The organism is Glycomyces sambucus (assembly GCF_900102815.1).
GTDB lineage: Bacteria > Actinomycetota > Actinomycetes > Mycobacteriales > Micromonosporaceae > Glycomyces > Glycomyces sambucus.
The window spans coordinates 73,863-98,071 of sequence record NZ_FNGF01000004.1 but is presented as its reverse complement, the minus strand read 5'-3'; the positions used below and the strand labels follow the sequence as shown (position 1 = coordinate 98,071).

The 24,209-nt window shown below is 73.0% G+C and carries 23 protein-coding genes and 1 pseudogene; 9 read left to right on the top strand and 15 right to left on the bottom strand.

The window, feature by feature from the left end:
• Window positions 1-45 precede the first annotated feature (45 nt).
• Window positions 46-1,503: a glycoside hydrolase gene (locus BLS99_RS12930; protein WP_091049975.1), complete on the bottom strand. Its 1,458-nt coding sequence runs from the start codon at window positions 1,501-1,503 to the stop codon at window positions 46-48.
• Window positions 1,504-1,675: 172 nt separating this feature from the next.
• On the opposite strand from BLS99_RS12930, the gene BLS99_RS12925 reads away from it, so the two are divergent.
• The 6 genes from BLS99_RS12925 to BLS99_RS12900 all read left to right on the top strand — a co-directional run bounded on the left by BLS99_RS12925 (window position 1,676) and on the right by BLS99_RS12900 (window position 4,292).
• Window positions 1,676-2,119, top strand: a complete 444-nt coding sequence (locus BLS99_RS12925) for an Asp23/Gls24 family envelope stress response protein (protein ID WP_091049973.1) — start codon at window positions 1,676-1,678, stop codon at window positions 2,117-2,119.
• Between the two features lie 63 nt (window positions 2,120-2,182).
• Window positions 2,183-2,674, top strand: a complete 492-nt coding sequence (locus BLS99_RS26610; RefSeq protein WP_218126465.1) for a hypothetical protein — start codon at window positions 2,183-2,185, stop codon at window positions 2,672-2,674.
• A 2-nt stretch (window positions 2,675-2,676) separates the two neighbouring features.
• Window positions 2,677-2,856 carry a DUF2273 domain-containing protein gene (locus tag BLS99_RS12915; protein ID WP_091049970.1) on the top strand — a complete coding sequence of 60 codons (180 nt, stop codon included), beginning with the start codon at window positions 2,677-2,679 and terminating at the stop codon, window positions 2,854-2,856.
• Complete coding sequence (locus BLS99_RS12910) at window positions 2,846-3,214, top strand: hypothetical protein (protein WP_091049967.1); 369 nt, start codon at window positions 2,846-2,848, stop codon at window positions 3,212-3,214. The genes BLS99_RS12915 and BLS99_RS12910 overlap by 11 nt, the downstream gene beginning before the upstream one ends.
• Complete coding sequence (locus tag BLS99_RS12905) at window positions 3,211-3,732, top strand: DUF6286 domain-containing protein (protein WP_091049963.1); 522 nt, start codon at window positions 3,211-3,213, stop codon at window positions 3,730-3,732. Before BLS99_RS12910 ends, BLS99_RS12905 begins: the two co-directional genes overlap by 4 nt.
• Window positions 3,729-4,292: a hypothetical protein gene (locus BLS99_RS12900; protein ID WP_091049960.1), complete on the top strand. Its 564-nt coding sequence runs from the start codon at window positions 3,729-3,731 to the stop codon at window positions 4,290-4,292. Before BLS99_RS12905 ends, BLS99_RS12900 begins: the two co-directional genes overlap by 4 nt.
• A gap of 51 nt (window positions 4,293-4,343) precedes the next feature.
• On the opposite strand, the gene BLS99_RS12895 is transcribed toward BLS99_RS12900, so the two are convergent.
• Entirely contained in the window at window positions 4,344-4,952 is a 609-nt protein-coding gene (locus tag BLS99_RS12895) for an NAD(P)H oxidoreductase (protein ID WP_218126464.1), read from the bottom strand.
• 80 nt (window positions 4,953-5,032) lie between these two features.
• On the opposite strand from BLS99_RS12895, the gene BLS99_RS12890 reads away from it, so the two are divergent.
• A complete protein-coding gene (locus BLS99_RS12890) occupies window positions 5,033-5,962 on the top strand; it encodes an AraC family transcriptional regulator (protein ID WP_091049953.1) in 930 nt (309 codons plus the stop codon).
• Here the strand turns inward: BLS99_RS12890 and BLS99_RS12885 are convergent.
• Entirely contained in the window at window positions 5,959-6,624 is a 666-nt protein-coding gene (locus BLS99_RS12885; protein ID WP_143034784.1) for a hypothetical protein, read from the bottom strand. The genes BLS99_RS12890 and BLS99_RS12885 overlap by 4 nt on opposite strands.
• Before the next feature lie 85 nt (window positions 6,625-6,709).
• Here BLS99_RS12885 and BLS99_RS12880 point away from each other — a divergent pair, with 85 nt between their 5' ends.
• Window positions 6,710-6,889, top strand: a complete 180-nt coding sequence (locus tag BLS99_RS12880; protein WP_091049946.1) for a hypothetical protein — start codon at window positions 6,710-6,712, stop codon at window positions 6,887-6,889.
• Window positions 6,890-7,261: 372 nt separating this feature from the next.
• Entirely contained in the window at window positions 7,262-8,266 is a 1,005-nt protein-coding gene (locus BLS99_RS12875; RefSeq protein WP_218126463.1) for an SDR family oxidoreductase, read from the top strand.
• 534 nt (window positions 8,267-8,800) lie between these two features.
• Here BLS99_RS12875 and BLS99_RS27770 read toward each other — a convergent pair.
• The 12 genes and pseudogenes from BLS99_RS27770 to BLS99_RS12815 all read right to left on the bottom strand — a co-directional run.
• Window positions 8,801-9,775, bottom strand: a pseudogene (locus BLS99_RS27770) (serine hydrolase domain-containing protein); the annotation flags it as partial.
• Between the two features lie 263 nt (window positions 9,776-10,038).
• Window positions 10,039-11,289: an exo-beta-N-acetylmuramidase NamZ family protein gene (locus tag BLS99_RS12865; protein ID WP_091049942.1), complete on the bottom strand. Its 1,251-nt coding sequence runs from the start codon at window positions 11,287-11,289 to the stop codon at window positions 10,039-10,041.
• 10 nt (window positions 11,290-11,299) lie between these two features.
• Window positions 11,300-13,084, bottom strand: coding sequence for a glycoside hydrolase family 3 protein (locus BLS99_RS12860; RefSeq protein ID WP_091049940.1), 1,785 nt, complete (start codon window positions 13,082-13,084; stop codon window positions 11,300-11,302).
• A gap of 128 nt (window positions 13,085-13,212) precedes the next feature.
• The gene (locus BLS99_RS12855) at window positions 13,213-14,130 is read right to left on the bottom strand and encodes a S66 peptidase family protein (RefSeq protein ID WP_218126462.1); all 918 of its coding nucleotides are present in this window, start codon (window positions 14,128-14,130) and stop codon (window positions 13,213-13,215) included.
• A complete protein-coding gene (locus BLS99_RS12850) occupies window positions 14,127-16,106 on the bottom strand; it encodes a S9 family peptidase (RefSeq protein WP_091049938.1) in 1,980 nt (659 codons plus the stop codon). The genes BLS99_RS12855 and BLS99_RS12850 overlap by 4 nt, the downstream gene beginning before the upstream one ends.
• An 8-nt stretch (window positions 16,107-16,114) precedes the next feature.
• Complete coding sequence (locus tag BLS99_RS12845; protein ID WP_091049936.1) at window positions 16,115-17,407, bottom strand: M20/M25/M40 family metallo-hydrolase; 1,293 nt, start codon at window positions 17,405-17,407, stop codon at window positions 16,115-16,117.
• A complete protein-coding gene (locus tag BLS99_RS12840) occupies window positions 17,400-18,230 on the bottom strand; it encodes a M55 family metallopeptidase (protein WP_091049934.1) in 831 nt (276 codons plus the stop codon). Before BLS99_RS12840 ends, BLS99_RS12845 begins: the two co-directional genes overlap by 8 nt.
• On the bottom strand, window positions 18,227-19,246 hold the full coding sequence (locus BLS99_RS12835) for an ABC transporter ATP-binding protein (protein WP_245712243.1): 1,020 nt from the start codon (window positions 19,244-19,246) through the stop codon (window positions 18,227-18,229). The genes BLS99_RS12840 and BLS99_RS12835 overlap by 4 nt, the downstream gene beginning before the upstream one ends.
• Entirely contained in the window at window positions 19,233-20,216 is a 984-nt protein-coding gene (locus BLS99_RS12830; protein ID WP_091049928.1) for an ABC transporter ATP-binding protein, read from the bottom strand. The genes BLS99_RS12835 and BLS99_RS12830 overlap by 14 nt, the downstream gene beginning before the upstream one ends.
• Entirely contained in the window at window positions 20,213-21,154 is a 942-nt protein-coding gene (locus BLS99_RS12825; protein ID WP_091049924.1) for an ABC transporter permease, read from the bottom strand. The genes BLS99_RS12830 and BLS99_RS12825 overlap by 4 nt, the downstream gene beginning before the upstream one ends.
• On the bottom strand, window positions 21,151-22,212 hold the full coding sequence (locus tag BLS99_RS12820; RefSeq protein ID WP_091049921.1) for an ABC transporter permease: 1,062 nt from the start codon (window positions 22,210-22,212) through the stop codon (window positions 21,151-21,153). Before BLS99_RS12820 ends, BLS99_RS12825 begins: the two co-directional genes overlap by 4 nt.
• Complete coding sequence (locus tag BLS99_RS12815) at window positions 22,209-24,023, bottom strand: ABC transporter substrate-binding protein (protein ID WP_091049917.1); 1,815 nt, start codon at window positions 24,021-24,023, stop codon at window positions 22,209-22,211. Before BLS99_RS12815 ends, BLS99_RS12820 begins: the two co-directional genes overlap by 4 nt.
• Window positions 24,024-24,209 lie beyond the last annotated feature (186 nt).

Genomic DNA, 24,209 nt, shown 5'->3' with positions numbered 1-24,209 from the left:
GTGAACGGCGCCCCGGTCCCAGGACCGGGGCGCCGTTCACGCGTCCTACCGCCGCACGCCCTCGATCTCGAAGGTCATGACCGTGTTCGCCGGGAAGGCCCGCGAGAAGCGCTTCCCGGTGACCGCGGTGTCGGTGTGGCGGGCGTAGCGCTCGGAGCCGCCGGTCTGGGTGGACCAGCGGACCGCCGTGCCGTCGGGGACGGTGCCGAACGCCGAGAGGTCGTACGTGATCGTCTGGGCCGTCCCGTAGTTGGTGGTCACGATGACGAGCTTCCCCGAGGCGCTGTCGTGGGCGGCGATGGTGTTGCCCTCGCCGCCGTCGATGATCGTCATGCCGGGCCGGATGTGCCGCGCGTACTGGGCGTACACGAAGTACTTGGCGTTGACCGCACCGAGCGTCCCGGTCTCGTTGTCGGCCTGGATCAGGCCCCAGCCGCCGCCGTCGAGGACCTGCCAGTAGCACCAGCCGGTCGGGTGCAGCCACCGGAAGTCGAGGTTGAGGTTGCGGGCCAGGCGCATCCCCGTGCCGTCGTTCTCGCCGTACTCGGAGTTCCACAGGCGCTTCCCGGCCGCGCGCACCGCGCTGTACACGGAGTCGCGGCGCCCGCCCTCGTACTGGTAGCCGTGCACGTTCACCTTGGCCACCTTGCCCTTCGCCGAGGCCGTCAGCCCGTTCCAGGTGCTCACGGCCTGGTCGTACAGCGACTCGTCGGAGGCGGTGATCGGCATCCACGAGAGCCCCCGCGCGTCCAGTTCGGACCGCAGGTGGTCGATGACGACCGACTGGGTCGCGACGTTGAAGTGACAGCCCTCCTGGGTCCCGGTCGCCGTCCACCAGGTGGCGATCGGCTCGTTGAACGGGTCCACGTAGTCGAAGTCCACGCCCCAGTTGTCGTGCGCGTACTTCGCAATCGTCGCCATGTAGACCGCGTGCTGCTGCCGGTTCCACGACTGGAGGTTGTCGACGCTGCCGCTGGGGCCGCCCGCGGGGTTGTGGTTGACGCACATCCACCACATCGGCGAGTTCGAGAACAGCTCGAACAGGTTCGCGCCGCGGTCGCGGGCCTTCCACATGAGGTTGCGCTGGTTCGCGTCGACGTTCCAGTTCCAGCTCGCCGAGGCCGGGTCGCTGGAGTTCCAGTCGGTCCAGTACCCGTCCATCTGCCGCGAGCGCATCATGTTCGGCGAGACCACCATGGACTCGCCGTTGATCGAGTTCCACGAGCACGCGCCCGCGTTGTACCGGACGATGTTCATGCCCAGGCCCGGCAGGGAGGTCCCGTTGTAGCTCACGTTGTTGCGGGTGAACATGAGGTCCGCCAGGTCGTTCCGGTTCCCGAAGGCCCGGCCCCACCAGCACAGGGACGTGCCCCACCCCTCCCAGGTGCCCCACGTGGTCGCGGGGTCGACGGCGGTCGTGTAGTCGGCCCGGGCGGCGGCGGGCACCGCGCCCGCTGCCAGCGCCCCGGTCCCGGCGGCGGTGAAGAGTGTGCGACGGCGCATGGCGGCCCTCCAATACATCGAGATTCTTCGATGATTACAGAGGGCATGGATAAAGTCAACTCCTTCGATAAAGCATGAGAATAAGTAGTCCGCCTCGGTTCGTCACTTTCCGTGACGTCCCCCGCCGTTGTGTGCGACGGTGGGGGACGGATCGCGACAGGGGAGGTCAGAGATGGCGGACAAGACGACGGCGGCCGTGTCGAAGGACGACGGCGGCCCGCTCGCGAGCGACCAGGGCAGGACCGTGATCGCCGACCAGGTGGTCGCCAAGATCGCCGGGATCGCCGCGCGCGAGGTCGAGGGCGTGCACCAGCTCGGCGGGGCCGGCAGCCGCGCCGTCGGCGCCCTCCGCGAGCGCATCCCCGGCTCCCGCACCAACCACGGCCAGGGCGTCTCCGTCGAGGTGGGCGAGCGCCAGGCCGCGATCGACCTCGACGTGGTCGCCGAGTACGGCGTCGCCATCGCCGACCTCGCCGCCGGGGTGCGCCGCAACGTCGTCACCTCCGTCGAGCGCATGACCGGCCTCGAAGTCACCGAGGTCAACCTGGTCGTCCACGACGTGCACCTGCCCGACGACTCGGACGACGGCGCCGACAGCGAACCGAGGGTCGAGTAGCGCGGTCGGACAGCGCATCGAGAACTGGGATCGGGAACACGGTCGGGTAGCGGGGGAGCGGACATGACCGAGGACTTCGCCGCCGGGGTCGACGCCATCGCCGACGCCGTGCGCGCCGTGCCCGGCGTCAGCGGCCTCCACGGCGGGCAGCTCGGCGAGATCGCCGTCCTTCTCCCGGGTCGCCGCATCCCGGGCCTGCGGCTCGGCGACACCGAGTGCGAGGTCCACGTGGCCGTCGACTGGGGCGCCGACATCCCGCTGACCGCCGCCGCGGTCCGCGTAGCGGTCGCCCCCCTCGTCGGCGGACGGCCGGTGGTCGTCACCGTGGAGGACATCGACTTCGGCGGGACGGGCGAGGACATCGACGTCAGGGGGACAGTCGAGGACATCGACGTCAACGGGACGGGCGAGGGCACCGACTCCAAGAGTCCGGGCGAGACCGCCCAAGCCTCGGACACTGTGCCCACCGCCGCTCGGCGCGCCACCGTGAAACGCACCGCCGAGCGCCCAACCGGTGCCGCGCCGTCCGCGGACCGAACGAGCAAAGGGGACTGACCATGAAGGCATCCTTCGCCGGCCTGGTGGCCGGGCTGCTGCTGGCGCTGGCCGTCATCACGGGCGGCTTCACCGGGTTCCTCCTCGCCGTGGTCCTCGGCGCGATCGGATTCGCCGTCGCGGGCAAGCTCAGCGGCGAGGTCGACCTCTTCGAGCGCTTCCGAGGCCGCCGTGACCGATGACGCCTTCGCCCTCGCCGACCTCCCCGGCTCCGGCGCCGACCGGCCGCCCGAGGAGCGCGGCAGCCTGCGCCTCTCGGACACCGCCGTCGCGCACATCCTCGAAGGCGCCGCGCGCACCTGCGAGGGCACCGCCGCGTCAAAGCGCCCGCGCGCCAAGGCCACCGTGAGCCGCGGCCGCATCTGGGCCAGCCTCGACGTCGGCGTCGAGTGGCCCGGCCCCGTCTCCGGCACCGCCCGCGAACTCGCCCGCCGCGTGCGCGCCGAGACCGCCCGGATCACCGGCTACGACGTGGTCGCGGTCGACGTCGCCGTGCACCTCGTGGACGCCCCCGTCCAGGCCGAACGGAGGGTCCGATGAAGGTCCGCGACCCGCGCCGCCGGCCCGCCGCCTCCGGCCTCGCCGTCCTCGGCGCGATCCTGCTCCTCGCGCTCGCCGCGCTCCTCGCCGAGCACGCCGCCGCCGAGCGCGGCTGGATCGACGCCGACTCCTGGCTGCGCGAAGCGCTCGCGGCCCTTGACGACCGCCAGCCCTCCGTCTGGGTCCTCGCCGGCGGCATCGCCGCCGCCGTGCTCGGACTGTGGTTCCTCATCGGCGCGTGCCTGCCCGCCCGCCGCAGCCACCTGCCCGCCGACGGCGACGGCGACCTGTGGGTCTCCCCGCGCGCGGTCGAGGCCATCGCCTCCGACGCCGCCGAACGCGCCCCGGGCGTGCTCCACGCCGCCTCCGAACTGCGGCGCCGCCGCCTCAAGGTCAAGGCCCTGCTCGCGCCGGGCCACGAGGCCGCGATCGCCGACATCCTCGAATCGGTGGGGGACCGGCTCGCCGGCATCGCCGAACTCGAGGTCGCCGTGCAGGCCAAGGAGGGCGGACGATGAGGCGACCCGCACTCGACCGGCCCCTGGCCGTCCTCATCGGCCTGCTGCTGCTCGCGGCGGGCGCCGCCGTGATCGACTGGCGCTTCGACCTCGCGGGCGCCTGGACCCGCCTCGACACCGGACCCGTGCACGAGGTCGTCGACGCCGAGTGGTTCGCGTGGGCCGCGCTCGCGGCCGCCGTCGTCCTGGTGGTCCTGGCCCTGTGGTGGCTCTTCGCGCGGATGCCGCGCCCGGCCGAGGGCCGCGTGGCCCTCGCCTCGGCCTCGACCGACCGCATCGACCTCGACGCCCGCTCGGTCGCCCCGCGCCTGCGCGCCGACCTCGAACGCGCCGCCCCGGTCGACCGGGTCACCAGCCGCCGCTTCGACGTGCACGGCGGCCAGCTCGTGGTGCTCCGCGCCCACGTCGACCCGCGCGCCGACGGCGAGTCCCTCGTCAAGGCCGCCACGGGCCTCGACGAGGCGGTCAAGGCCGCGTTCCCCGGCGGGGAGGTCGCCGTGCGCGTCCTCGTGGAGGGCCCGCGGCGCGAACGCGCCCGCAAGACGCCCCGCGTCCACTAGGGCCCGTTCCAGGGCGGCACCGCACCGATCGCGGCACCGCCCTCGCCGCGGCTAGAGCAGCCCGTCCACCGCGGCGTCGGCCCGCGCGAACAGCTCCCGGTAGTGCCGGTCCCGCTCGGACCCGGTCAGGCCCTGGCCCTCCGAGTCGTACAGCGCGACCGTCGCCGCGTCCGGGATGCCGCAGTACTCGGAGATCCCCACCCGCAGCGGCCCGTCGAGGAAGTCCCGCGTCAGCCGCGAGTTCGGGTCGTCCTCGGCCAGCCCCGCGAGCGCGATCCACAGCATCCGCTTGCCCGCCATCGGCGACCTGCTCCGCCCGTAGGTCAGCCCGTAGTTCCACACCCGGTCGATCCAGCCCTTGAGCAGCGCCGGGAGCCCGTACCACCACACCGGGAACACCGGCACGATCACGTCGGCGGCGCGCACGCGCGCGAAGTGGCGGTGGACCTCCTCGCTGTAGCGCTTGTCGCGGTTCCCGTAGTCGGGCTCGTCGGCGGTGTTCCCGCGCGGATCGAACGCCTCCTCTTCGAGGTGCAGCACGTCGACGCGGTAGCCGCCCGCGGCGAGGCGCTTGGCGGCCCGCTCGGCGACGGCCGCGGTCAGGGAGTCGGACCGGTGGTGGCCGATCACGACGAGGGCGGTGGGTTCGGTTTCGCTCATGAGGCAAGTACACTCGCATTCCCGCGGACGGGCCATGGCCGAAACCGGGGGATACCTTCGCGAGCGTCTACCATTGCCCTATGGACCCTCTGAGCGACATGCTCCGCGGCATCCGCGCCGAGCGCGCCGCCGTCACCCGCGCGGCACTCGAACCGGCCTGGCGCATCGGCTTCCCCGACAAGGCGCCCCTGACGCTCATCACCGTCGTCCACGGCGGCGCCCGCCTCGTCCTCGCCGACGGCACCGAGCACCCCCTGGGGCCAGGCTCCACCGCGCTCGTGCGCGACACCGAGCCGTTCCACCTCCTCGACCGCGACGCCGCGCCCGGCGCGACCGGCCCCGCCTACCAGGTCTCCTGCTTCGACCCCGACGCCGACTGCGAGCCCAAGCGCGACCCGCACGGCCCGACCGCGATCGTGGTCGGCGCCTACCGCGACCTCGGGCCCCGCCACGAGCGCCTGCTGCGGACCCTCCCGAAGGCCCTCGTCCTGGACGAGGAGACCGAGGACGTGCTGTGGCTCAAGGCCCTCGACGACGCGCTGGCCCGCAGCCGCAGGCCCGGCGGCGGCTCGCTCGTGGACCGCGTCCTCGACTGGGGCCTGGTCTGCACGCTGAGCTGCTGGTTCGACCTCCAGGGCGCCGACGCCCCCGCCTGGTACCTCGGCGTCCTCGACCCGGTCACCGGGCCCGCGATCGAGGCGATGCACCGCGACCCGGCCGGCCGCTGGTCCGTGGCGGCCCTCGCCGCCGAGTCCGGGGTCTCACGCGCCCACTTCGCCAAGCGCTTCACCGAGGTCATGGGCCGCCCGCCGCTCGCCTACCTCGCCGAATGGCGCATGTCCCTCGCCGAGGATCTGCTGGCCGACCCTGAAGTCCCGGTGGCGACCGTCGCCCGCCGCGTCGGGTACGCCGACCCGTTCGCGTTCAGCACCGCGTTCAAGCGCGTGCAGGGCATGAGCCCACGGGCCTTCCGCGGGGCCCGGCTCGCCCTCGCGGCCCAGCCGGTCTAGTCCTCCGCGAGGAACCGCTCGCGCTCGGCCCGCCAGTTCGCCAGGTACGGCTTCGCGGTGTCGGCCGCGTGCGCGGCCCGGACCGCCCGCGCCGGCCCGGCCAGCGCCTCCGCGGTGCCGTCCTCCACCCGCCACGCGTACGGGTACGCGAACCGCGAGTGGTAGTGGTCCATCCACATGAGCACCAGGTCGCCCTCGCGCTCCAGGGTCGCGAACGGCCGCCGCGAGCCCCGCTCGTGCCGCTCGACCTCCCAGCCGCCGCCCGCGCGCGGGACCGCGGTGAAGTCGGGGTCGTACTGCCAGTTCCAGGCCCCGCCGGCGAGCTCGCGCGGCCCGAACCGGTCACGGGCGCCGAGCACCGCCGCGAGCGCGGCGGGCGTCCACGGCGCCGGGAAGAACGTCGCCAGCGCCGCGGTCAGCTCCACGGGCCCCAGGTCCGGCCCCTGCCCCTGCTGCGCGAGCGCTTCGGCGAGGACCTTCGCCGCGAGCGAGGGCGCGCCCTCGTCGGCGAGCGCCACGTGGAGCTGGAGCGCCCGCGTGAACCGCCGATGCTCCTCGGGGGTCGCGAACGGCGGCAGGGGGATCGAGTCGACCGCGGGTCGGCCCCACGGGACCGCGCTATCAAGGGCGGCGCTGTCTGGGGCGGCATCAGGGTTGCTCACGCATCCGATTGTGCCCGGACCCTCCGACACGGTTGGCCGGCCGCCGCATGGGTAACCACAGTGGAACGTTCGAAGGGAGCCCCAGATGCAAGCCTCCACCACCGGCCTCGTGGCCGGCCTCCTCATCGCCGTCGCGTTCATCGCGGGCGGCGTCAACGGCCTCGTGCTCGCGATCCTCCTCGGCGCGGTCGGATTCGTCATCGGCATGCTCGTCGGCGGCGAGACCCGCTCGTTCCGCCGCTTCAACCGCCGCGTGCGCCGCTGACCCGACTCCCGCCCGGACACACGACCCGCAGGCCCCGGCCCGCACCGCCGAACGCGGTGCGACCGGGGTCCCGGACCGACTGGAGCCGTGAGGCGTCCGGCTCCAGCCCGGGACCGGCGGCCACGGCCGAGACGCCCCGCGCGGGCCGCCTCCGCGACCGCCGGGCACTCACCGTCCGGCTCCACCGCGACGAGCCGGGCGGCCGTGCCTCACCAGCGGCACCACCATCGGCATCGCCTGGCGGCGCCCCACCGGACCGCATCGCCGGCCCCGCGGACCGGCACCTCGACCATGCCCGTCACCGTAACCCCCGGGTCCGACACCGCCGCGCGAGTAGGGTGGGACCGTCGTCAAACAAGAAAGGGGTTTCACGTGAGCGTCAGCGTGCTGTTCATCGGCGGAACCGGCCGGATCTCCACCTCCTGCGTGCGCGAGGCCGTCGCCCAGGGCCTCGACGTCACCGTCCTCAACCGCGGCCGCACCAGCGAGCGCACCGTCCCCGAAGGCGCCGAAGTCCTCACCGCCGACGCCTCCGACCCCGCCGCCGTGCGCGAGGTCCTCGGCGACCGGACCTTCGACGCCGTCGTCAACTGGGTCGTCTTCACCCCCGAGCAGGTCCGCCGCGACATCGAGCTGTTCGCCGGCCGCACCGGGCAGTACCTGTTCATCTCCTCCGCCTCGGCCTACCAGACCCCGCCCACGCACCTGCCCGTCACCGAGTCCACGCCCCTGCGCAACCCGTTCTGGCAGTACTCGCGCGACAAGATCGAGTGCGAGGACCTCCTCACCGCCGCCTACCGCGAGGACGGCTTCCCCGCCACCATCGTGCGGCCCTCCCACACCTACGACGAGACCCTGCTGCCCTTCGACGGCGGCTGGACCGTCGTCGAGCGCATGCGCGCCGGCAAGCCCGTCGTCGTCCACGGCGACGGCACCTCCCTGTGGACCATCACCCACGCTCGCGACTTCGCGGTCGGCTTCACCGGGCTCCTCGGCAAGGAGGCCGCCATCGGCGAGGCGTTCCACATCACCGGCGACGAGGCGCCGACCTGGAACCAGATCTTCCTCCACGTCGCCGAGGCCGCCGGGGTCGCAGACCCGAAGCTCGTGCACGTCCCCTCGGACGCGATCGCCGCCGCCGACCCCGGCTGGGGCCCCGGCCTCCTGGGCGACAAGGCCCACTCGATGGTCTTCGACAACACCAAGATCAAGGCACTCGTACCGGAGTTCGGCCTCCGCACCACGCCCTACCGGCTGGGCGCGCGCGAGGTGGTCGCCTGGTACGACGCCCACCCCGAGCAGCAGGTGGTCGAGGCGCAGCGCGACAAAGTCATGGACTGGCTCGCCGACCGCTACGCCCCGCACCCGATGGATTAACTCCCGGGCCTTCTCCCAGCCCACCGCGTCGGCGCCGTCGCCGTCCTCCCAGAGGACGGCGCGGCCCTCGCGGACCTCCATCGCGTCCACGTACACGCCCCGGCCCTGGTACACCGGGTCCGACGTGTACCGCCAGCGCACCTTCCGGCTGCCGTCCGGCAGCGCCGCCGACGCCCTGATCCACTGGCGCCCCGAGTAGCCCGAGAACGCCCCCTCGGTCCGCCAGCAGTGGTCCTCGGTCCGCAGGTCCAGCGGCACCGGCGTCCACGCCGTCCCGTCCGGGCTCGCCTCCAGCACGCCAACGTCGGTCGCCTCGGTGTCGTACCAGAGCGCGAACGCCGCCGTCGCGCAGTCGGTCGCGCGCGGCAGCGACGCCGTCAAGGTCGCGGTCGAGGCGTCGACCTGGCCCGCGAACCACGCGTCCCGGCCCCGCTCGGGCCGCACCGGCACCGCCCGGCCCAGCGGCCGCGAGGCCGCCCGCCGGTACGCGCTGGCCGTCCCGCGGTTCCGCGTCGGGTGCACCCGGTTCGTCAGCAGCACCAGCAGCGTGCCCGCGAGCGGGTCGAGCACGATCGACGTGCCCGTGTACCCCGTGTGCCCCACCGTGACCGGCGAGCTCATCGCGTCCATGTACCAGCGCTGGCCCAGCTGCCAGCCGAGCCCGCGGGCCGCGGCCTCGCCCATCCCGGCGTTCATGTCGGTGAACACCGAGCGCGCCGTGGCCTCGCTGACGATCTCCGCGTCGCCGTACCGGCCGCCGTTGAGGATCATCTGCCCGAACACCGCCAGGTCCCACGCGGTCGCGAACACGCCCGCGTGCCCGGCGACGCCGCCGAACGCCCACGCGTTCTCGTCGTGGACCTCCCCGTGCACCGTGCCCCGGCCCGTCCACGGCTGGAACTCGGTCGCCGCCGTCCGCGCCCGGTCCACCGGGTTGTACCCGGTGTCCCTGAGGCCCAGCGGTTCGCACACGTACTCGGCCACCAGCTCGTCGAGGCGCTGGCCGGTCACCCGCTCCAGGACCTTGCCCAGGACGATGAGGTTGAGGTCGGAGTACTCGTAGCCGCTGCCGGGCACCCGGCGCAGCGGCTGCGCGTAGATCGCCGCCATCCGCGCCGCGTCGTCGGGCTTGTCGTACAGGTTGATGAACGAGATCATCCCCGAGGTGTGGGAGAGCAGCTGCTCCAGCGTGATCGGGGACTTCGCCGGGTCGGCGGAGTCGAACTCGGGCAGGTAGTCCACCACCGGGAGCTTCAGGTCCACCACGTGGTCGTCGATGAGGCGGCCGGTGACGGTGGCGGTGAACAGCTTCGAGATCGAGGCGAGGTCGTAGACCGTGCCGGTCTCGGCCGGCAGCCACTCGGACTCGGGCAGCTCGGCCGCGGTCTCGGTCTCGTCGTCCCACCCGGAGTAGCGCAGGCGGTGCCCGCCGGCCTCGTGCGCGACGACCACGCCGCGGCGCGCGGCCAGCACGGTGAAACCGGGGAAGGAGGGGGCCGATCCTTCCATATAGGACTTGAGTCGGGGGGTGATGAGGTCGACGTGGGCGGCGGTCAGGCGCGCTTCCGAACAGGGCCCGTACCGCAGTTCGCGCGGATGTTCGGGGAAGGTCACGTCGTACGGTCCGGCACTCGGGGGGCCGGTCAGGTCGGGCATGGAGGGGCGCTCCTCGGCGTTGGCGCGGGAGCCGAGCGCGAACGCCGACCACAGCGCCCCCGCCGCGCCCCCGAGCATGGTTCGACGCTGCATCGTGTCTCCTGGTTATCGTGCCATCACTGAGCGGTGCCGCGATAGAGCAAGTACGACTCTCTTTGCTCGGAAAACGCATCCAATTCGTCGGTCCAGACCGACGCCACCTCGTCGACGTCGGCGCCGGCCTCGATCGCGAGGCGCACGGCCTGGTTCCCCGACAGCTTGTCCAGCCAGAACGACGTCACGTCCTGCGACCGCCAGCCGTACTGCGGGAAGGCCCGGCGCTGGGCGACGATCATCGCCAGCGCCGTCCTGATCGGATCGAATTCATCCCTGCGGGTGACTTGCACTTCGACCCCGCCGCAGACCTTTCCGGACCATTTCGAGAATGTGGGGGTGAAATACGCTTCACGGAAGTAAGCGCCCGGGAGCCCCTCCAGCGACTCCGACCACGCGTGGTCGATCTCGGGCGCGCCGAGGAACTCGAAGGGCTTGGTGGTGCCGCGCCCCTCCGAGAGCGCGGTGGCCTCGAACAGGCACGTGCCCGGGTAGGCGACGGCCGTGTTCACGGTGGGCATGTTCGGGGACGGGGCCACCCACGGCAGCCCGGTGTCCTCGAAGTACATGCCGCGGCGCCAGCCCTCCATCTTCACCACCGTCAGGTCGACGGGGGCCGCCAGGAACTCGCCGTTGAACAGCTTCGCGAGCTCGCCCACGGTCATGCCGTGGCGCTGGGCGATGGGCTTGAGGCCCACGAACGTGGCGTGCTCGGGGTGGAGGACCGGCCCGCTGGCGGCGAGCGCGGACCCGGGGTTGGGCCGGTCGAGGACCACGAACCGCAGGCCGAGCTGCCCGGCGGCCTCCATGGCGAGGTACATGGTCCAGATGTAGGTGTAGAAGCGGGCGCCGACGTCCTGGATGTCGAAGACCACGGTCTCGATCCCGGTCTCGGCGAAGACCTCGGCCATGCGGTCCATGTCGTTGTAGGCGTTGTACACCGGCAGGCCGGTCTTGGCGTCGAGGAAGAAGTCCTCGCCCTCGCCGGCCTGGGAGACGCCGCGGAAGCCGTGCTCGGGCCCGAAGACCGCCGCGATGTCGACCTTGCCGCTGGCGTGCATGAGGTCCACTTCGTGGCTCAGGTCCGGGAGCACGCCGGTCGGGTTGGAGATGACGCCGACCCTCTGGCCGGAGAGTTCGCGGAAGTCCTTGCGGGCGAGGACCTCCACGCCGGTGCGGACCCGCCGTCCGCCGTGGGCGGCGGCCGAGGCGCCGGTGCCGAGTGCGAGCGCGGCGCCTGCGGCGGCGCCGCCGATGACCGTCCTGCGTTTCACTGCGCGCCTCCTAGTAGCTCAGGCCGTGGCCGAACGGGAACAGGATCCCGGTGCCGTCGGCGGTGGGGATGTCGACCGGCAGGCGTCCGGCGGGGTTGACCGAGCCGAGGATCGCGTGGACGGCCGATTCGAGGCCGTCGAGGGAGTACGAGTAGGTCGCGAGGTAGGCGTTGGGGTGGTCGCCGAGGTACGCGATGTCGTAGGGGTTCTGGACGCCGAGGGCGACGACCGGGACGCCGGTGGCCGCGAGCGCCGCCACGAGGGACACCTGGCCGGGGTTGAGCTTGGTGTTGTTGGTGGAGACCACGACCAGGCCCTTGCCCGCGGCGGCGGCCACGGCCGCGTCGATCTGCGCCTGGGTGGGCGCGGCGCCGGTGACCAGGCTCGCGGGGCTCCAGCCGCGGTTGGTGAACTCGGCGGCGATCCGCGGGACGGTGGTCGCGCCCCATCCGGTGACGAGCACCGAGCCGCCGTCGGTGGGCACCGGGAGGGTGCCGTCGTTGGTGACGAGGGTCGTGGTCCGGTCCGAGAGCGCCTGGGCCGCTTCGAGGCTCGCCGGGACGCCCACGACGTCGTCGACGAGTGCGGGGTCGGCGTACGGGTCGCCGAACAGGCCGAGCCGGTACTTCAGGCCGAGGATGCGGGTGACCGACTCGTCGATGCGCCGGCGGGAGAGCTCGCCGCCGCGGACGGCCGCGAGCACCGCGCTGTAGGCGATGTCGATGTGCTCGGGCATGAGCAGGATGTCGGCGCCGGCGAGGAGCGCGAGGACGGGGATGCGGTCGTCGCCGTAGCCGTTGCGCACGCCCTCCATGCGCAGGGAGTCGGTGATGACGACCCCGTCGTAGCCGAGCTCGTCGCGCAGCAGCCCGGTGAGGATCTCCTCCGACAGCGTCGCGGGCCGCAGGGAGGCGTCGAGGGCGGGGAACTGGATGTGCGCGGTCATCACGAGGTCGACGCCGGACTCGATGGCGGCGCGGAACGGCGGGGCGTCGATCTCGCGCCACTCCTCGTAGGTGTGGTCGATCCGCGGCAGCTCGCTGTGGCTGTCGTCCTCGGTGTCGCCGTGCCCGGGGAAGTGCTTGACGGTGGCGGCGAGGTCGCCGCGCGCCTGGTAGCCCTCGACCTGGGCGGCAACGAAGGCCGCGACGTGCTCGCCGTCGGACCCGAAGGAGCGCACGCCGATCACGGGGTTGGCGGGGTTGACGTTGACGTCGGCGTCGGGCGCGAAGTTCTGGTTCAGGCCCATCGCGCGCAGCTCGGTCCCGGCGACGACGGCCGCGGCGCGGGCGGCCTCGGGGTCGTGGGTGGCGCCGAGGGCCATCGCCCCGGGGAGTTGGGTCGCGGGCGGGCCGATGCGGGTGACGAGGCCGTGCTCCTGGTCGGTGGCGATGAACAGGGGCGTGCCGCAGCCGTCGAGGGCCGCGTCCTGGAGGCCGTTGGAGAGGGCCGTGATCTGGTCGGGGTTCGCGACGTTGTTCGACCAGGCGAAGTAGATGATCCCGCCGAGGTGGTAGGTCCGCACGAGTTCGGCGGCGTTGTCGACCCCGTGCGCGGCCTGGTTGCTCGCGACGTCGGCGGCGACCGCGGTGTCGGCGGTCTGCCCGTAGGCGTAGGTGGTGAAGAGCTGGCCGACCTTCTCCTCCAGGCTCATGGCCTTGAGGCGGCGCTTGACGAAGCGGCGCTCGTCGCGGTCGCCGTGGCCGCCGTGCGCCTGCGCGGTGCCTGCGGCGGCCGCCGCCGCGGCGGCGCCGAGGGCTGCCGCGAGCACGGTCCGGCGGGGATGCGTCTCCATGGGGCGACTCCAGTCTGTGCGGATCCGGGGCTCATTCGATGGGGTTTGCCCGATCCGCTCATCCTGGCAGAAGATTTCATGTGAAGGCAAGACTACGGAGAGAATTTTCAGAACTGGCGCGGCCGGCCTCAGCGCAGCGCGGGGGCTCCGAACTGGAGCGTCCCGGCGTCGGCGTCGAGGACCCCTTTGAGCCCCAACGGCACCGAGAGTGAACCGGGGCAGTGCCCGAACCCGAAGTCCCACGCCACCGGCACGCCGAGGCCCCCGAGGAGGTCCTCGAACAGGGCCCGGACCTCCGCCTCGGGCCCGCAGTCGGTCCACGATCCGAGGACCACCCCGGCGACCCCGTCGAACCATCCGGCCCGCAGCAGCTGCGTCAGGGCCCGGTCGAGCCGGTACGGCGCCTCCCCGACGTCCTCCAGGAGCAGCAGGGCTCCCGAGAGGCTCTCCCGGTGCTCGGCGGTGCCGATCCCCGAGGCCAGCAGCGTCAGCGTCCCGCCCACGGTCACGCCTTCCGCCGTCCCGCCGACGATCGCCTTCGCGCCCGGCGGCGCGAGCGTCTGCACGCGTTCGGGCTCGAACAGCGTCAGCCGCAGGTGCTCGCGCATCGCCGCGTCGGCGACGAACGCCGACCAGCCCGGCATGGGGCCGTGGACCGTGGCGGTGCCGAGGTTGAGCGCGATCGCCTCGTGCACGGCGGTGATGTCGCTGAAGCCGACGAACGCCTTCGGCTCGGCCCCGCGCAGGCGGACCCAGTCGACGCGGTCGAGCATCCGCTGCGCCCCGTAGCCGCCCCTCGCGCAGACCACGGCCGCGAACGACGGGTCGGCCCACGCGGCCTCGAAGTCCGCGGCCCGCTCGGCGTCGCTCCCGGCCAGGTACGCGCCCTGCGCCGCCGCGTGCGGCGCCAGGACCGGCTCCAGACCCCACGAGCGCAGGACCCCCAGTCCCGCTTCGAGGTTCGCGGGCGGGGTCGGCCCGGCGGGGGAGACGACGGCGACCCGGTCGCCGGGGACGAGCCGGCGCGGCCGGTGCAGCGGGGTCACGGCGCCAGCCCCAGGTCGAAGCCGGGCCCCTCGAACCCGAAGACCTCCGCGTACAGGGCGTGCTCGGCGAGCACGGCGTCGGCGATGGTCTCGGCCCGCCGGAACCCGTGCTGCTCGCCCTCGTAGGTCCGGTACGCGTGCGGCACCCCGCGGCCCGCGATGCGCTCCAGCAGCAGCTCGGCCTGCGCGGGCGGGCAGATCTCGTCCTCCAGGCCCTGGAGGAGCAGGAACGGGACCTCGATCCGCCCGGCGTGGTGCACCGGGGACCGCTCGACCGACCGCTCCTCCAGCACCTCCGGCCCGCCCACGAGCGAGTACACGTACTGGGACTCGAAGTCGTGCGTGTCGTCGCCGCTCCACAGCGACAGGTCCAGGATCGGGTACTTCACCACCGCGCACGCGTACACCCCCTGCGCCGCAGGGGAGGCGAGCGACGCCGCGGAGGTCCAGCCCCCGGCGCTGCCGCCGCGGATCGCGATCCGCCCCGCGTCCGCCTCGCCCGAGGCCGCGAGCGCCCTGGCGACCGCCGCGCAGTCCTCGACGTCGACCTCGCCCCACGCCTCGCGCAGCCGCTCCCGGTAGGCCCGCCCGTACCCGGTCGACCCGCCGTAGTTCACCTCCACGACGCCGATGCCCCGGGACGTGAAGTACGCCAGCTCCATGTCGAGCACGGCCCGCACGCCGCTGGTGGGCCCGCCGTGGACCCACACGGCGTACGGGGGCCGCTCGCCCTCGGGCCCTTCGTGGAGCGGGTTGCGCGGCGGGTAGACGTGGGCGTGGATCTCGCGCCCGCCCGGACCGGTGAACACCCGGTCCTGCGGCACCGGCAGGTACGCGGGGTCGACCCGGTCCACGTGCTCGGCGGCCACCACCTTCGCGGCGCCGGTGCGGGAGTCGACCTCGACCACCTCGTAGCCGGTGTGCGGGCTCGCGGCCAGGCCGTACACGGTGTCGCCGAGCGCGGCGAGCCCCGGCGCCCAGTCCGTCCACGGGCCCTCGACGAGGTTCATCCGCCGCTCCCACGCGTCGAAGATCCCCAGGCGCCCTTCGCCCTTGCCGTGGACGGCGGCGATGTCGCCGCTGGCGAGGATCTGGAACCACTGCGACCCGAGCGTCCACAGGGGACCTGCGAACTCGGCCTCGGCCTCCAGGACCGCCCCGCGCTCGCCGGTGTGCGGGTCGATCCAGTGCAGGTTCCACCAGCCGGTGCGGTCCCCGGCGAACACGAGCGTGTCGTCGCGGGTCCACTCGACCTGCGCGATCGACTCGCCGCCGCCCCCGGTGACGGTGCGGGCCTCGGCCAGCTCCCCGTCGGCGGTGATCTCGGCGACCCGCAGCTCGGTCTCGTCCCACGGCATGTGCGGGTGGTTCCAGGCGATCCACGCGATCCCGCCGCCGCTCGGGCTGATCCGGGGGCAGGCGAGGAACCGGTACGCGTCGTCGGTGAGCTCGCGGACCTTCGCGTCGTCCCCGTAGCGGGTCAGGTCCACCGCGGCGATCACGCGCCGCACGTCGGTCGGGTTCGGCCCGGTGTGCTCCTCCAGGACCGCCCACGCCTCGAACCGCTCCAGGTCGATCACGGGCTCCGACCACCGCAGCGCCCCCGGGACCGCCGGCGCCGGCGTCACCGGCAGCGGCTCGTCCCAGCGCTCGGGCAGGTGCACGTACAGGCGCTGGTCGGCGTAGTTCGCGAAGACCACGATCGGGTCGCCATCGTCGGAGATCGCGCCCGCCCACGGGCGGCCGCCGTACTCGTGGACCCGGCTGCGCACGTTCCACGGCGCCGCCAGCACCGTCTCGGTGGTGCCGTCCTCCTTGCGCCGCACCAGGGCCCGCCGCCCTCCCTCGGACGGGCGCGGCTCGGTCCACCACAGCTCGCCGCCGACGGCGCCGAGGAACCCCGGCCTGCCGTCCGAGGCGGCGACCAGGTCCGTGCCGATGGGGGAGTCCCAGGCGCCGTACGGGGTTCGCTTCACGTCGTCTCCTAAGCGTTGAGCAGGAAGTCGTCCAGGACCCGCAGGCCGAACCGGAGCCCCTCGACCGGGACCCGCTCGTCCACGCCGTGCGCGAGCTTCCCGTACCCGAACTCGGGCGGCAGCGCCAGCGGCGAGAACCCGTACCCGGTGATCCCCAGGCGCGAGAACTGCTTCGCGTCGGTCCCGCCCGACATGCAGAACGGCACCGGGTGCCCCTCCGGGTCGTACTTCTTCACCGCCGCGCGCATCGCCGCGAACGTCGGCGAGTCCACCGGCGCCGTCAGCGGCCGGTCCCGGTGCGCGTACCGCCACGCCACGTCCGGCCCGCACAGCTCGTCCATGGTCGCCTCGAACTCGGCGTCGCCGCCGGGCACCACCCGGCCGTCCACCTCGGCGCGGGCGTGCTCGGGCACCACGTTCACCTTGTAGCCCGCCTCCAGGACCGTCGGGTTCGCGCTGTTGCGCAGGGTCGCCTCGACCAGCTGCGCCGCCTCGCCCAGGCCCGACAGGTCCGCGAAGTCGGGCTCGACGCCGTGCAGCGCCGCCAGCTCCGTCACCGCCGCCTCCACCACGGGCGTGACCCGCAGCGGCCACTCGTGCGCGCCGATCCGCGCCACCGCCGCCGCGAGCTTCACCACCGCGTTGTCCGGGCTCTTCTTCGACCCGTGCCCGGCCCGGCCGCGCGCGGTCAGCTCCAGCCACGCCGTGCCCCGCTCGCCCGCGGCGATCGGGTAGATCCGCATGCCGCCGCTGTGGAACGTGAACCCGCCCGACTCCGAGACGCCCTCGGTGCAGCCCGCGAACAGGTCCGCGTGCTGCTCGGCGAGGAACCGCGACCCGTACTCGGCGCTGGCCTCCTCGTCGGCGACGAACGCGAACACGATCGACCGCCGCGGCCGCACGCCCTCGCGCGCCCACGACCGGGCCGCCGCGAGCATCATCGCGTCCATGCCCTTCATGTCGATCGCCCCGCGGCCCCACAGCATCCCGTCGTCGTCGATCTCACCCGAGAACGGGTCCACGGTCCAGTCGGCGGCCTCGGCCGGCACCACGTCCAGGTGCCCGTGGACCAGCAGCGCCGGCGCCGACGGGTCGGTGCCCTCCAGCCGCGCCACCACGTTCGACCGGTTCGGGGCCTTCTCCACGACCACCGGCTCCAAGCCTGCCTCGGCGAGCTTCGCGGCCGCGTACTCGGCGGCCCCGCGCTCGTTCCCCTCGCCCCCGCCCCGGTTGGTCGTGTCGATCCGGATCAGGTCCCGCGTGAACGCCACGACCTCCTCGAGTGCCCGACCGTCAGCCATACTCCTCCTCCATCGCCGCGCTCGCCAGCGTCGTGACCGCCTTGAAGCAGCGGATCGCCTCGTACATCGTCGGGGAGTCGTACCCGATGCGACGCTCCCCGCACACCTCCACGCCCGGGACCACCGTCGCCGCGCGCGCCAGGTGGTCGGCGTCGAACTCGACCTCCACCCGGTGCTCGGTCACGACCGGTTCACGCCTGACCGCGAGCGACGCCGCCGCTGCGGCCCCCGCCGCGATCGCCTCGGCCGTGACCTCCGGCGGGTCGCACAGCGCCGCGTACCGCGACACGCACGTCTTCACCCGGACGCCGACCGCCTCGGGCGCATAGCCCTCCGCGTCCTCGATCGTCTTGTCGTCGCCGATCACCATGATGACCGGGACCCCGAACTCGGCGGCCACCGCCGCGTTCAGGCGGCCCTCGCTCGCGCGCACCCCGTCGAGCCACACGCCCGTGACCGAGTTCGCCAGGTACGTGTGCGCCAGCACCCCTTCGGACCCGGCCCCCGCGTGGTACCCCAGGAACACCACGCCGTCGACGTCCCCGTGCTGCACGCCCTCCATCATGGACAGGTCCTTGTGGCGGCCGGTGATCATCGCCGCCCGCGCGTCCAGGCGCTCCAGCAGCAGGTTGCGCATCGACCAGTGGGCCTCGTTCACCACCACCGCGTCCGCGCCCTGCATGAACAGGCCCTGGACCGCCGCGTTCACGTCACCGGTGAACACCGGCCGCATCCGCTCCCAGCCCGGCCCGCCCGGCAGCACGTCCGCCGGGCAGGTGACACCCGTCGCGCCCTCCATGTCGGCGCTGATGAGGATCTTCACGCCGCCATCCTCGCATGCACGAGGTGGCACGCGGCCGCGTGCGCCTCCGCGTCCAGCGCCGGGTCCTCGCCCTCGCACTGCCCCAGCACCGCCAGCGCGTTCCCCGACGCCACCTCCTGGCAGCGCGGCCGGAACCGGCACCCGCCCGGGATGCGCGAGGCGTCCGGCAGCTCGCCCGCCAGCACGATCGGCTCCGCGACAGGAGACTGCGCTCTCTCCAACGACCCTGGCAGCACCGACACCAGCGCCCGTGTGTACGGGTGCCGCGGGTCGGTGAGCACCTGCTCCACCGGCCCCTGCTCCACGATCCGCCCCAGGTACATGATCGCGATCCGGTCCGCGATGCTCCACGCCAGACCCAGGTCGTGCGTGATGACCAGCGCCCCGAGCCCCGCGTCCTCCTTGAGCCGCAGCAGGAGCGACAGGATCTCCCCGCGCACCGACGCGTCCAGCGACGCCACCGGCTCGTCCGCCACGAGGATGCTCGGCTCCAGCACCAGCGCCCCCGCGATGACCACGCGCTGGCGCTGCCCGCCCGACAGCTCGTGCGGGTACGCCAGGAAGAACCGCTCCGGCGGCCGCAGCCCCGCCCGCGCGAGCGCGTCCGCGACCCGCCCCGGCTCGTCGTCGCCGATCCCGTGGATGCGCAGCCCCTCGGCCACCGCGTCGTACACGGTGTGCCGCGGGTTCAGCGCCCCCGACGGGTCCTGGAGCACCAGCTGCACCTGCCGCCGGTACGCCTTGAGCGCCTTCGACGAGCGCCCCAGCGGCACCCCGCCGAACGCGACCTCCCCGCTCGTGGCCTTCTCCAGGCCCAGCAGCGTGCGCGCCAGCGTCGTCTTCCCGCAGCCGGACTCCCCGGCCAGGGCGACGATCTCGCCGGGCGCCACGTCCAGGTCCACCCCGTCCACGGCCCGCGCGGTCCTCCCGCCCGGCAGCCCGAACGCGACCCGCAGGCCCCGGGCCGTCAGGACCTTGTCCGCCACCGCGTCCACTCGCGCCTCAACCGATGACAACGGGCTCCCCTTCCTGGGCCACGAAGCACGCGCTCGACCGCGCGCCCTCGATCCGCAGCAGCTCCGGCGACTCCTCGCCGCACCGCTCCACCGACACCGCGCACCGCGGCCGGAACGAGCAGCCCTCCGGCAGCCGCGCCGGGTCCGGCGGGTCGCCCGCCAGGCCCCCCGGCCGCAGCCGCGCCGCCGGGTCCCCGATGACCGGGAACGCGGCCCCCAGCGCCGCCGAGTACGGGTGCCGCGCCTGCGCGAACACCTCGTGCGCCGGCCCCTGCTCCACGATCCGGCCCGCGTACATGACCGCCGCGGTGTCGCACACCGCCGACAGCACCGACAGGTCGTGGCTGATCATCACCATGCCCACGCCCCGCTCCGACACCAGGCCCGAGATCAGCTGCAGCACTTGGGCCTGCACCATCACGTCGAGGGCCGTCGTCGCCTCGTCGGCGATGATGAGGTCGGGGTCGCACGCGAGCGCCATCGCGATCATCACGCGCTGGCGCTGCCCGCCCGACAGCTCGTGCGGGTAGCTGCGCGTCCGCGAGGGCGGCAGCCCCACCCGCTCCAGCAGGCCCTCGGCCCGCTTCGCGGCCGCCGCGGGGCTCAAGTCCTTGTCGTGCACCAGCATCGGCTCGGCCACCTGCCGCCCGATCCGCTGCACCGCGTTGAGCGAGTGCATCGCCCCCTGGAACACGATCGACGCGCCCGTCCACCGCACCGCCCGCAGCCGGCCCCACCCCATCCGGAGCAGGTCCTCGCCGTCGAGCAGGATCTCCCCGCGCACCTCCGCGGACTTCGGCAGCAGCCGCAGCACCGCCATCGCCAGCGTCGACTTGCCGCAGCCCGACTCGCCCGCGATGCCCACGGTCGTCCCGGCCTCCACCTTCAGGTCCACGCCGCGCACGGCCGGGATGCGGCCCCGCGACCCGGTGTACGTGACGTGCACGTCCCGGAACTCCAGGAGCGTCATGAGGGCTCACCTCGCAGCCTCGGGTTGAACACGGCCTCCAGGGCCCGCCCGCACATCATGAACGCGAGCACCACGATGAGGATCGCCAGGCCCGGCGGCAGCAGGTACCACCACGCGTGCGCCGACACCGCGCCGTTGTCGCTGGCGCGGTTGAGGATCGACCCCCACGACACCACGTTCGGGTCGCCCAGGCCCAGCCACGCGAGCGAGGACTCCATGAGGATCGCCGAGGGCACCAGCAGCGTCGCGCTGGCGAGCACGAGGGGGAGGACGTTCGGCAGGATGTGCTTGGTCATCTGGTGCCAGTGCCCGGCGCCCAGCGCTCTGGCGCGCTCCAGGTAGGGCCGGGACTGGACGGTGAGCGTCTGCGCCCGCACCAGCCGGGTCGTGCCCGACCACGACACGAGCGCGATGACGGCGATGGTCGTGCCCATGCTCCGGCCGAGCACCGCGAGGAGCGCGATGGCCACGACCAGGCTCGGCAGCACCATGAACCAGTCGGAGATCCGCAGCGCGAACCATCCGTACCAGCCGCCCACGTGGCCGCTGGTGACCCCCACGGTCGTGCCGATGACGATGGCGACCACCGTGGCGGTGAGCCCGATGAGGAGCGAGAGCCGCGAGCCCCACAGCGTCAGGGCCAGGATCGAGCGGCCGACCTCGTCGGTGCCGAGCGGGAACGCCGCGCTCGGCGGCTCCATGCGCCCGCCGGTCGCCTGCGTGACCGAGAGCGCGGACTCGTCGACCAGCACCGGGGCCGCGAGCGCGAGGACCACGATGACGCCCAGGAGGACCAGCCCGATCATGCCGGTCCGCTGGGCCCGGTAGGCGGCCCAGGACCGCAGGAACGACTGCCGCCGGCGCGACCGGGCGAGCTGGCGCCGCGCGCGCCGCGGCGAGGCCGCCAGGGGCGGGGGCGGGGTTGGGGATGCCGTCATGACTTCCGAATCCGTGGGTCGATGAACCAGTAGAGGACCTCGGCGGCGAGCACCGCGAGGATGGTCGAGGCCGAGAACAGCACGAACAGCGCCTGGAGGACCGGCCGGTCGGGGTAGAAGATCGCCTGCACGAACAGGCTCCCCAGGCCCGGCCAGGAGAAGACCGTCTCGGTCACGATGGAGCCGTTGACGACCCCGCCGATCGCGAGGAACACCAGGGTCACCGTGGGCAGCAGCGCGTTGGGCACCGCGTGCCGGTCGCGCACCTGGTCGTCGCGCAGGCCCTTGGCCCGCGCGGTGGTGAGGTAGTCGTTCCCGATCTCGTCCAGGATGGACGACCGCATGATCATGAGGTACCCGGCGTACACGACCGCCGTGTACGTGAGCACCGGCAGCACCAGGTGGTGCGCGATGTCGAGCGCCTGCGGCCAGAACTCCGGCGGCGTGCTCGGCGAGCGCATCCCGTTGACGGGGAAGAGGCCCAGGTACCGGGCGAAGACCAGGATGACGATCATGCCGAGCCAGAACGTCGGCGCCGAGTACAGGAGCAGGCCGGTCGCCACGTGCCCGCGGTCGAAGCGGCTGCCCTGCTTCCAGCCCGAGCGGGTCCCGATCCAGAAGCCGAGCAGGACCGCCAGGACCATGCCGGTGCCCGAGAGCAGGATCGTGGCCGGCAGCCGCTCGACGATGAGGTCGAAGATCGGGCGCCGGTACTGGAACGAGTCGCCGAGGTCCATCGTGAGCGTGCCGGTGATGTAGTCCCAGAACTGCTGCCACATGGGCCGGTCGAGGCCGAGTTCGGCCCGGAGCGCGGCGCGCTCCTCCGGCGAGACGGGCCGCTCCTTGGTGAGCTGGTCGATCGGGTCCCCGGCGATGAGCCGGAAGATGAAGAACGACGAGAACAGCACCAGCAGGAGCGACACCGCGGCGCCGCTGACGTGCTTGAAGAGGTAGCGCCCGAAGCCGCTGGAGCCGCGCTCGCGGGCGGCGCTGCCCGGGCGGCGCCCCGCGGACGGGGCCGGAGCCCCGCCCGCGGGTGTCGGACCGTCGGCCGTCATTCGCGCTCGTCCGCCGTCTTCCTGCGCCGCAGCGCGAACACGGCGCCGCCGGCGACGACCACCACGACCGCGGCGGCCACGGCGATCCACACCCACACCGGGGTGCCCTCGTCCTCGGCGCCGCCGGCCGGCTGCGCCGTCACGTACGCCCACGCGTAGCCCTGCTGGCCGGTGATCATGCCGCCCTCGCTGGGCTGGAGCACCATGCCGGAGATCTTGTCGCTGTTGTACGCCTCCAGCGTGTTCTGGTAGTACAGGTAGATCACGGGGGTGTCGGCGTACATGAGCGCCTGCTGCTGGCGCACCAGCTCGGCGCGCGCGTCGGGGTCGGACTCGACCTTCTGCTGCTCGTGGAGCGCGTCGAACTCGGCGTTGCAGTAGTTGTTCTCGCTCGACCGCTCCGACCCGTCGGTGAGGGTCGGGAGCACCGCGCACGTGTGCATGCCCAGCTGCTCGGTCGGGTTCGGGCCCACGCCCCAGCCCGAGAACGCGATGTCGAACTCGCCCAGGTACGCCAGGTCGTTCAGGCTCCCCTGCTCGATGGCCTCGGGCTTGATCTCCAGGCCCAGCTCGGCCCACCACTCGGACACGAACTGCACGATCGTGGCGTAGTCGGTGTTGTCGGCGTGCTGGTAGAACCGGAAGCTCAGGCGCTCGCCGGTGCCGGGCATGGTCCGGATGCCGTCGTCGCCGCGCACGTACCCGGCCTCGTCGAGGAGGGCGTTGGCGCCCGCGATGTCGAAGCCGAGGAGCTGGTCGCCGCCGTCCCAGTGGTACTGCTCGAAGATAGTGGGGATGATCGAGGTCGCGGGCTGGCCGTTGCCGTCGAGGACGGTGTCCACGAGGGCCTGCTTGTCGATCGCCATGTGCATGGCCTGCCTGACGACCGGGTCCTTGAGCGCGGGGTGCCCGTTCCCGAACTCGGTGCCGTCCTGCGTCACCGAGTTGTAGTTGATGGTGAGGGAGACGTACCGGCGGCCCTGGGCGTTGTTGACGGTGATCCCGTCCTGGCCCTCCAGCGCCCCGATCTGGGCCGGGTTCAGGCCGCTGACGATGTCGACCTCGCCCGCTTCGAGCGCGGCCACGGCGGCGTCGTTCTCGGCGTAGTAGTCGAAGACCACCTCGTCGAAGCCGGGCGCGCCGTCCCAGTACTCCTCGTTGGCCTCGAGCCGGATGAACTCGTCGGTCGCGTACTCGGCCACCTGGAACGGGCCCGAGCCCACCAGCGGCAGCTCGTTCGCGTCGTCGGCCGACGGGTCGGGGAACTCCGACCAGACGTGCTCGGGGACGATGAACACCTCGCGGGTGAGCACGTCCCACGGGGACGGCTGGGCGAGCGTGAGCACGAACGTGGTGTCGTCGGGGGCCTCGGCGCTCACCAGGTTCCCGGCGAAGTCGATGTTCCAGTCGCGGATGGCCTGGTTCTCGATGAGCAGGCCGTACGTGTAGGCCACGTCCTGGGCCGTCAGCGGCTCGCCGTCCGACCACTTCGCGCCTTCGCGGATCTGGAACGTCCAGGTGAGACCGTCCGCGGACTCCTCCCACTCGGTCGCCAGACCCGGCACCGGCTCGTAGTCGGTGCCCATGCGCACGAGCGTCTCGTACGTCATGATGCTGGTGTTGTAGGTGATGACGAAGCGCCGCTTGAAGGGGTTGAAGGTGTCGACCTCCTGGCTCGTGGCGATGAGCAGGGAGTCGGTCTCGTCCTCTTGGGCCGCGGCGCTCGGCGCGGCGACGGCCAGCGCTCCGGCCGACATCAGGAGCGCGGCCGCGGCGGCGAGGAACCGCCGCGTCATGGCATGGGGATTCATCGGGGTGCAGGTCCTCGCTTTTCGGTTCCGGGCGCCAGGATCGCCCGCGGGCGCCGGGGCGCGGCGGGTCCTGGAATGTACCGGACAGCATGACGGAACACTTCTTGACTTGTCAACGATGTGAAGAAAGTTTTCAATGCTGCAACATGGGGCGACCGTGAAGCCGCGAATCGGATGAGGAGGCCC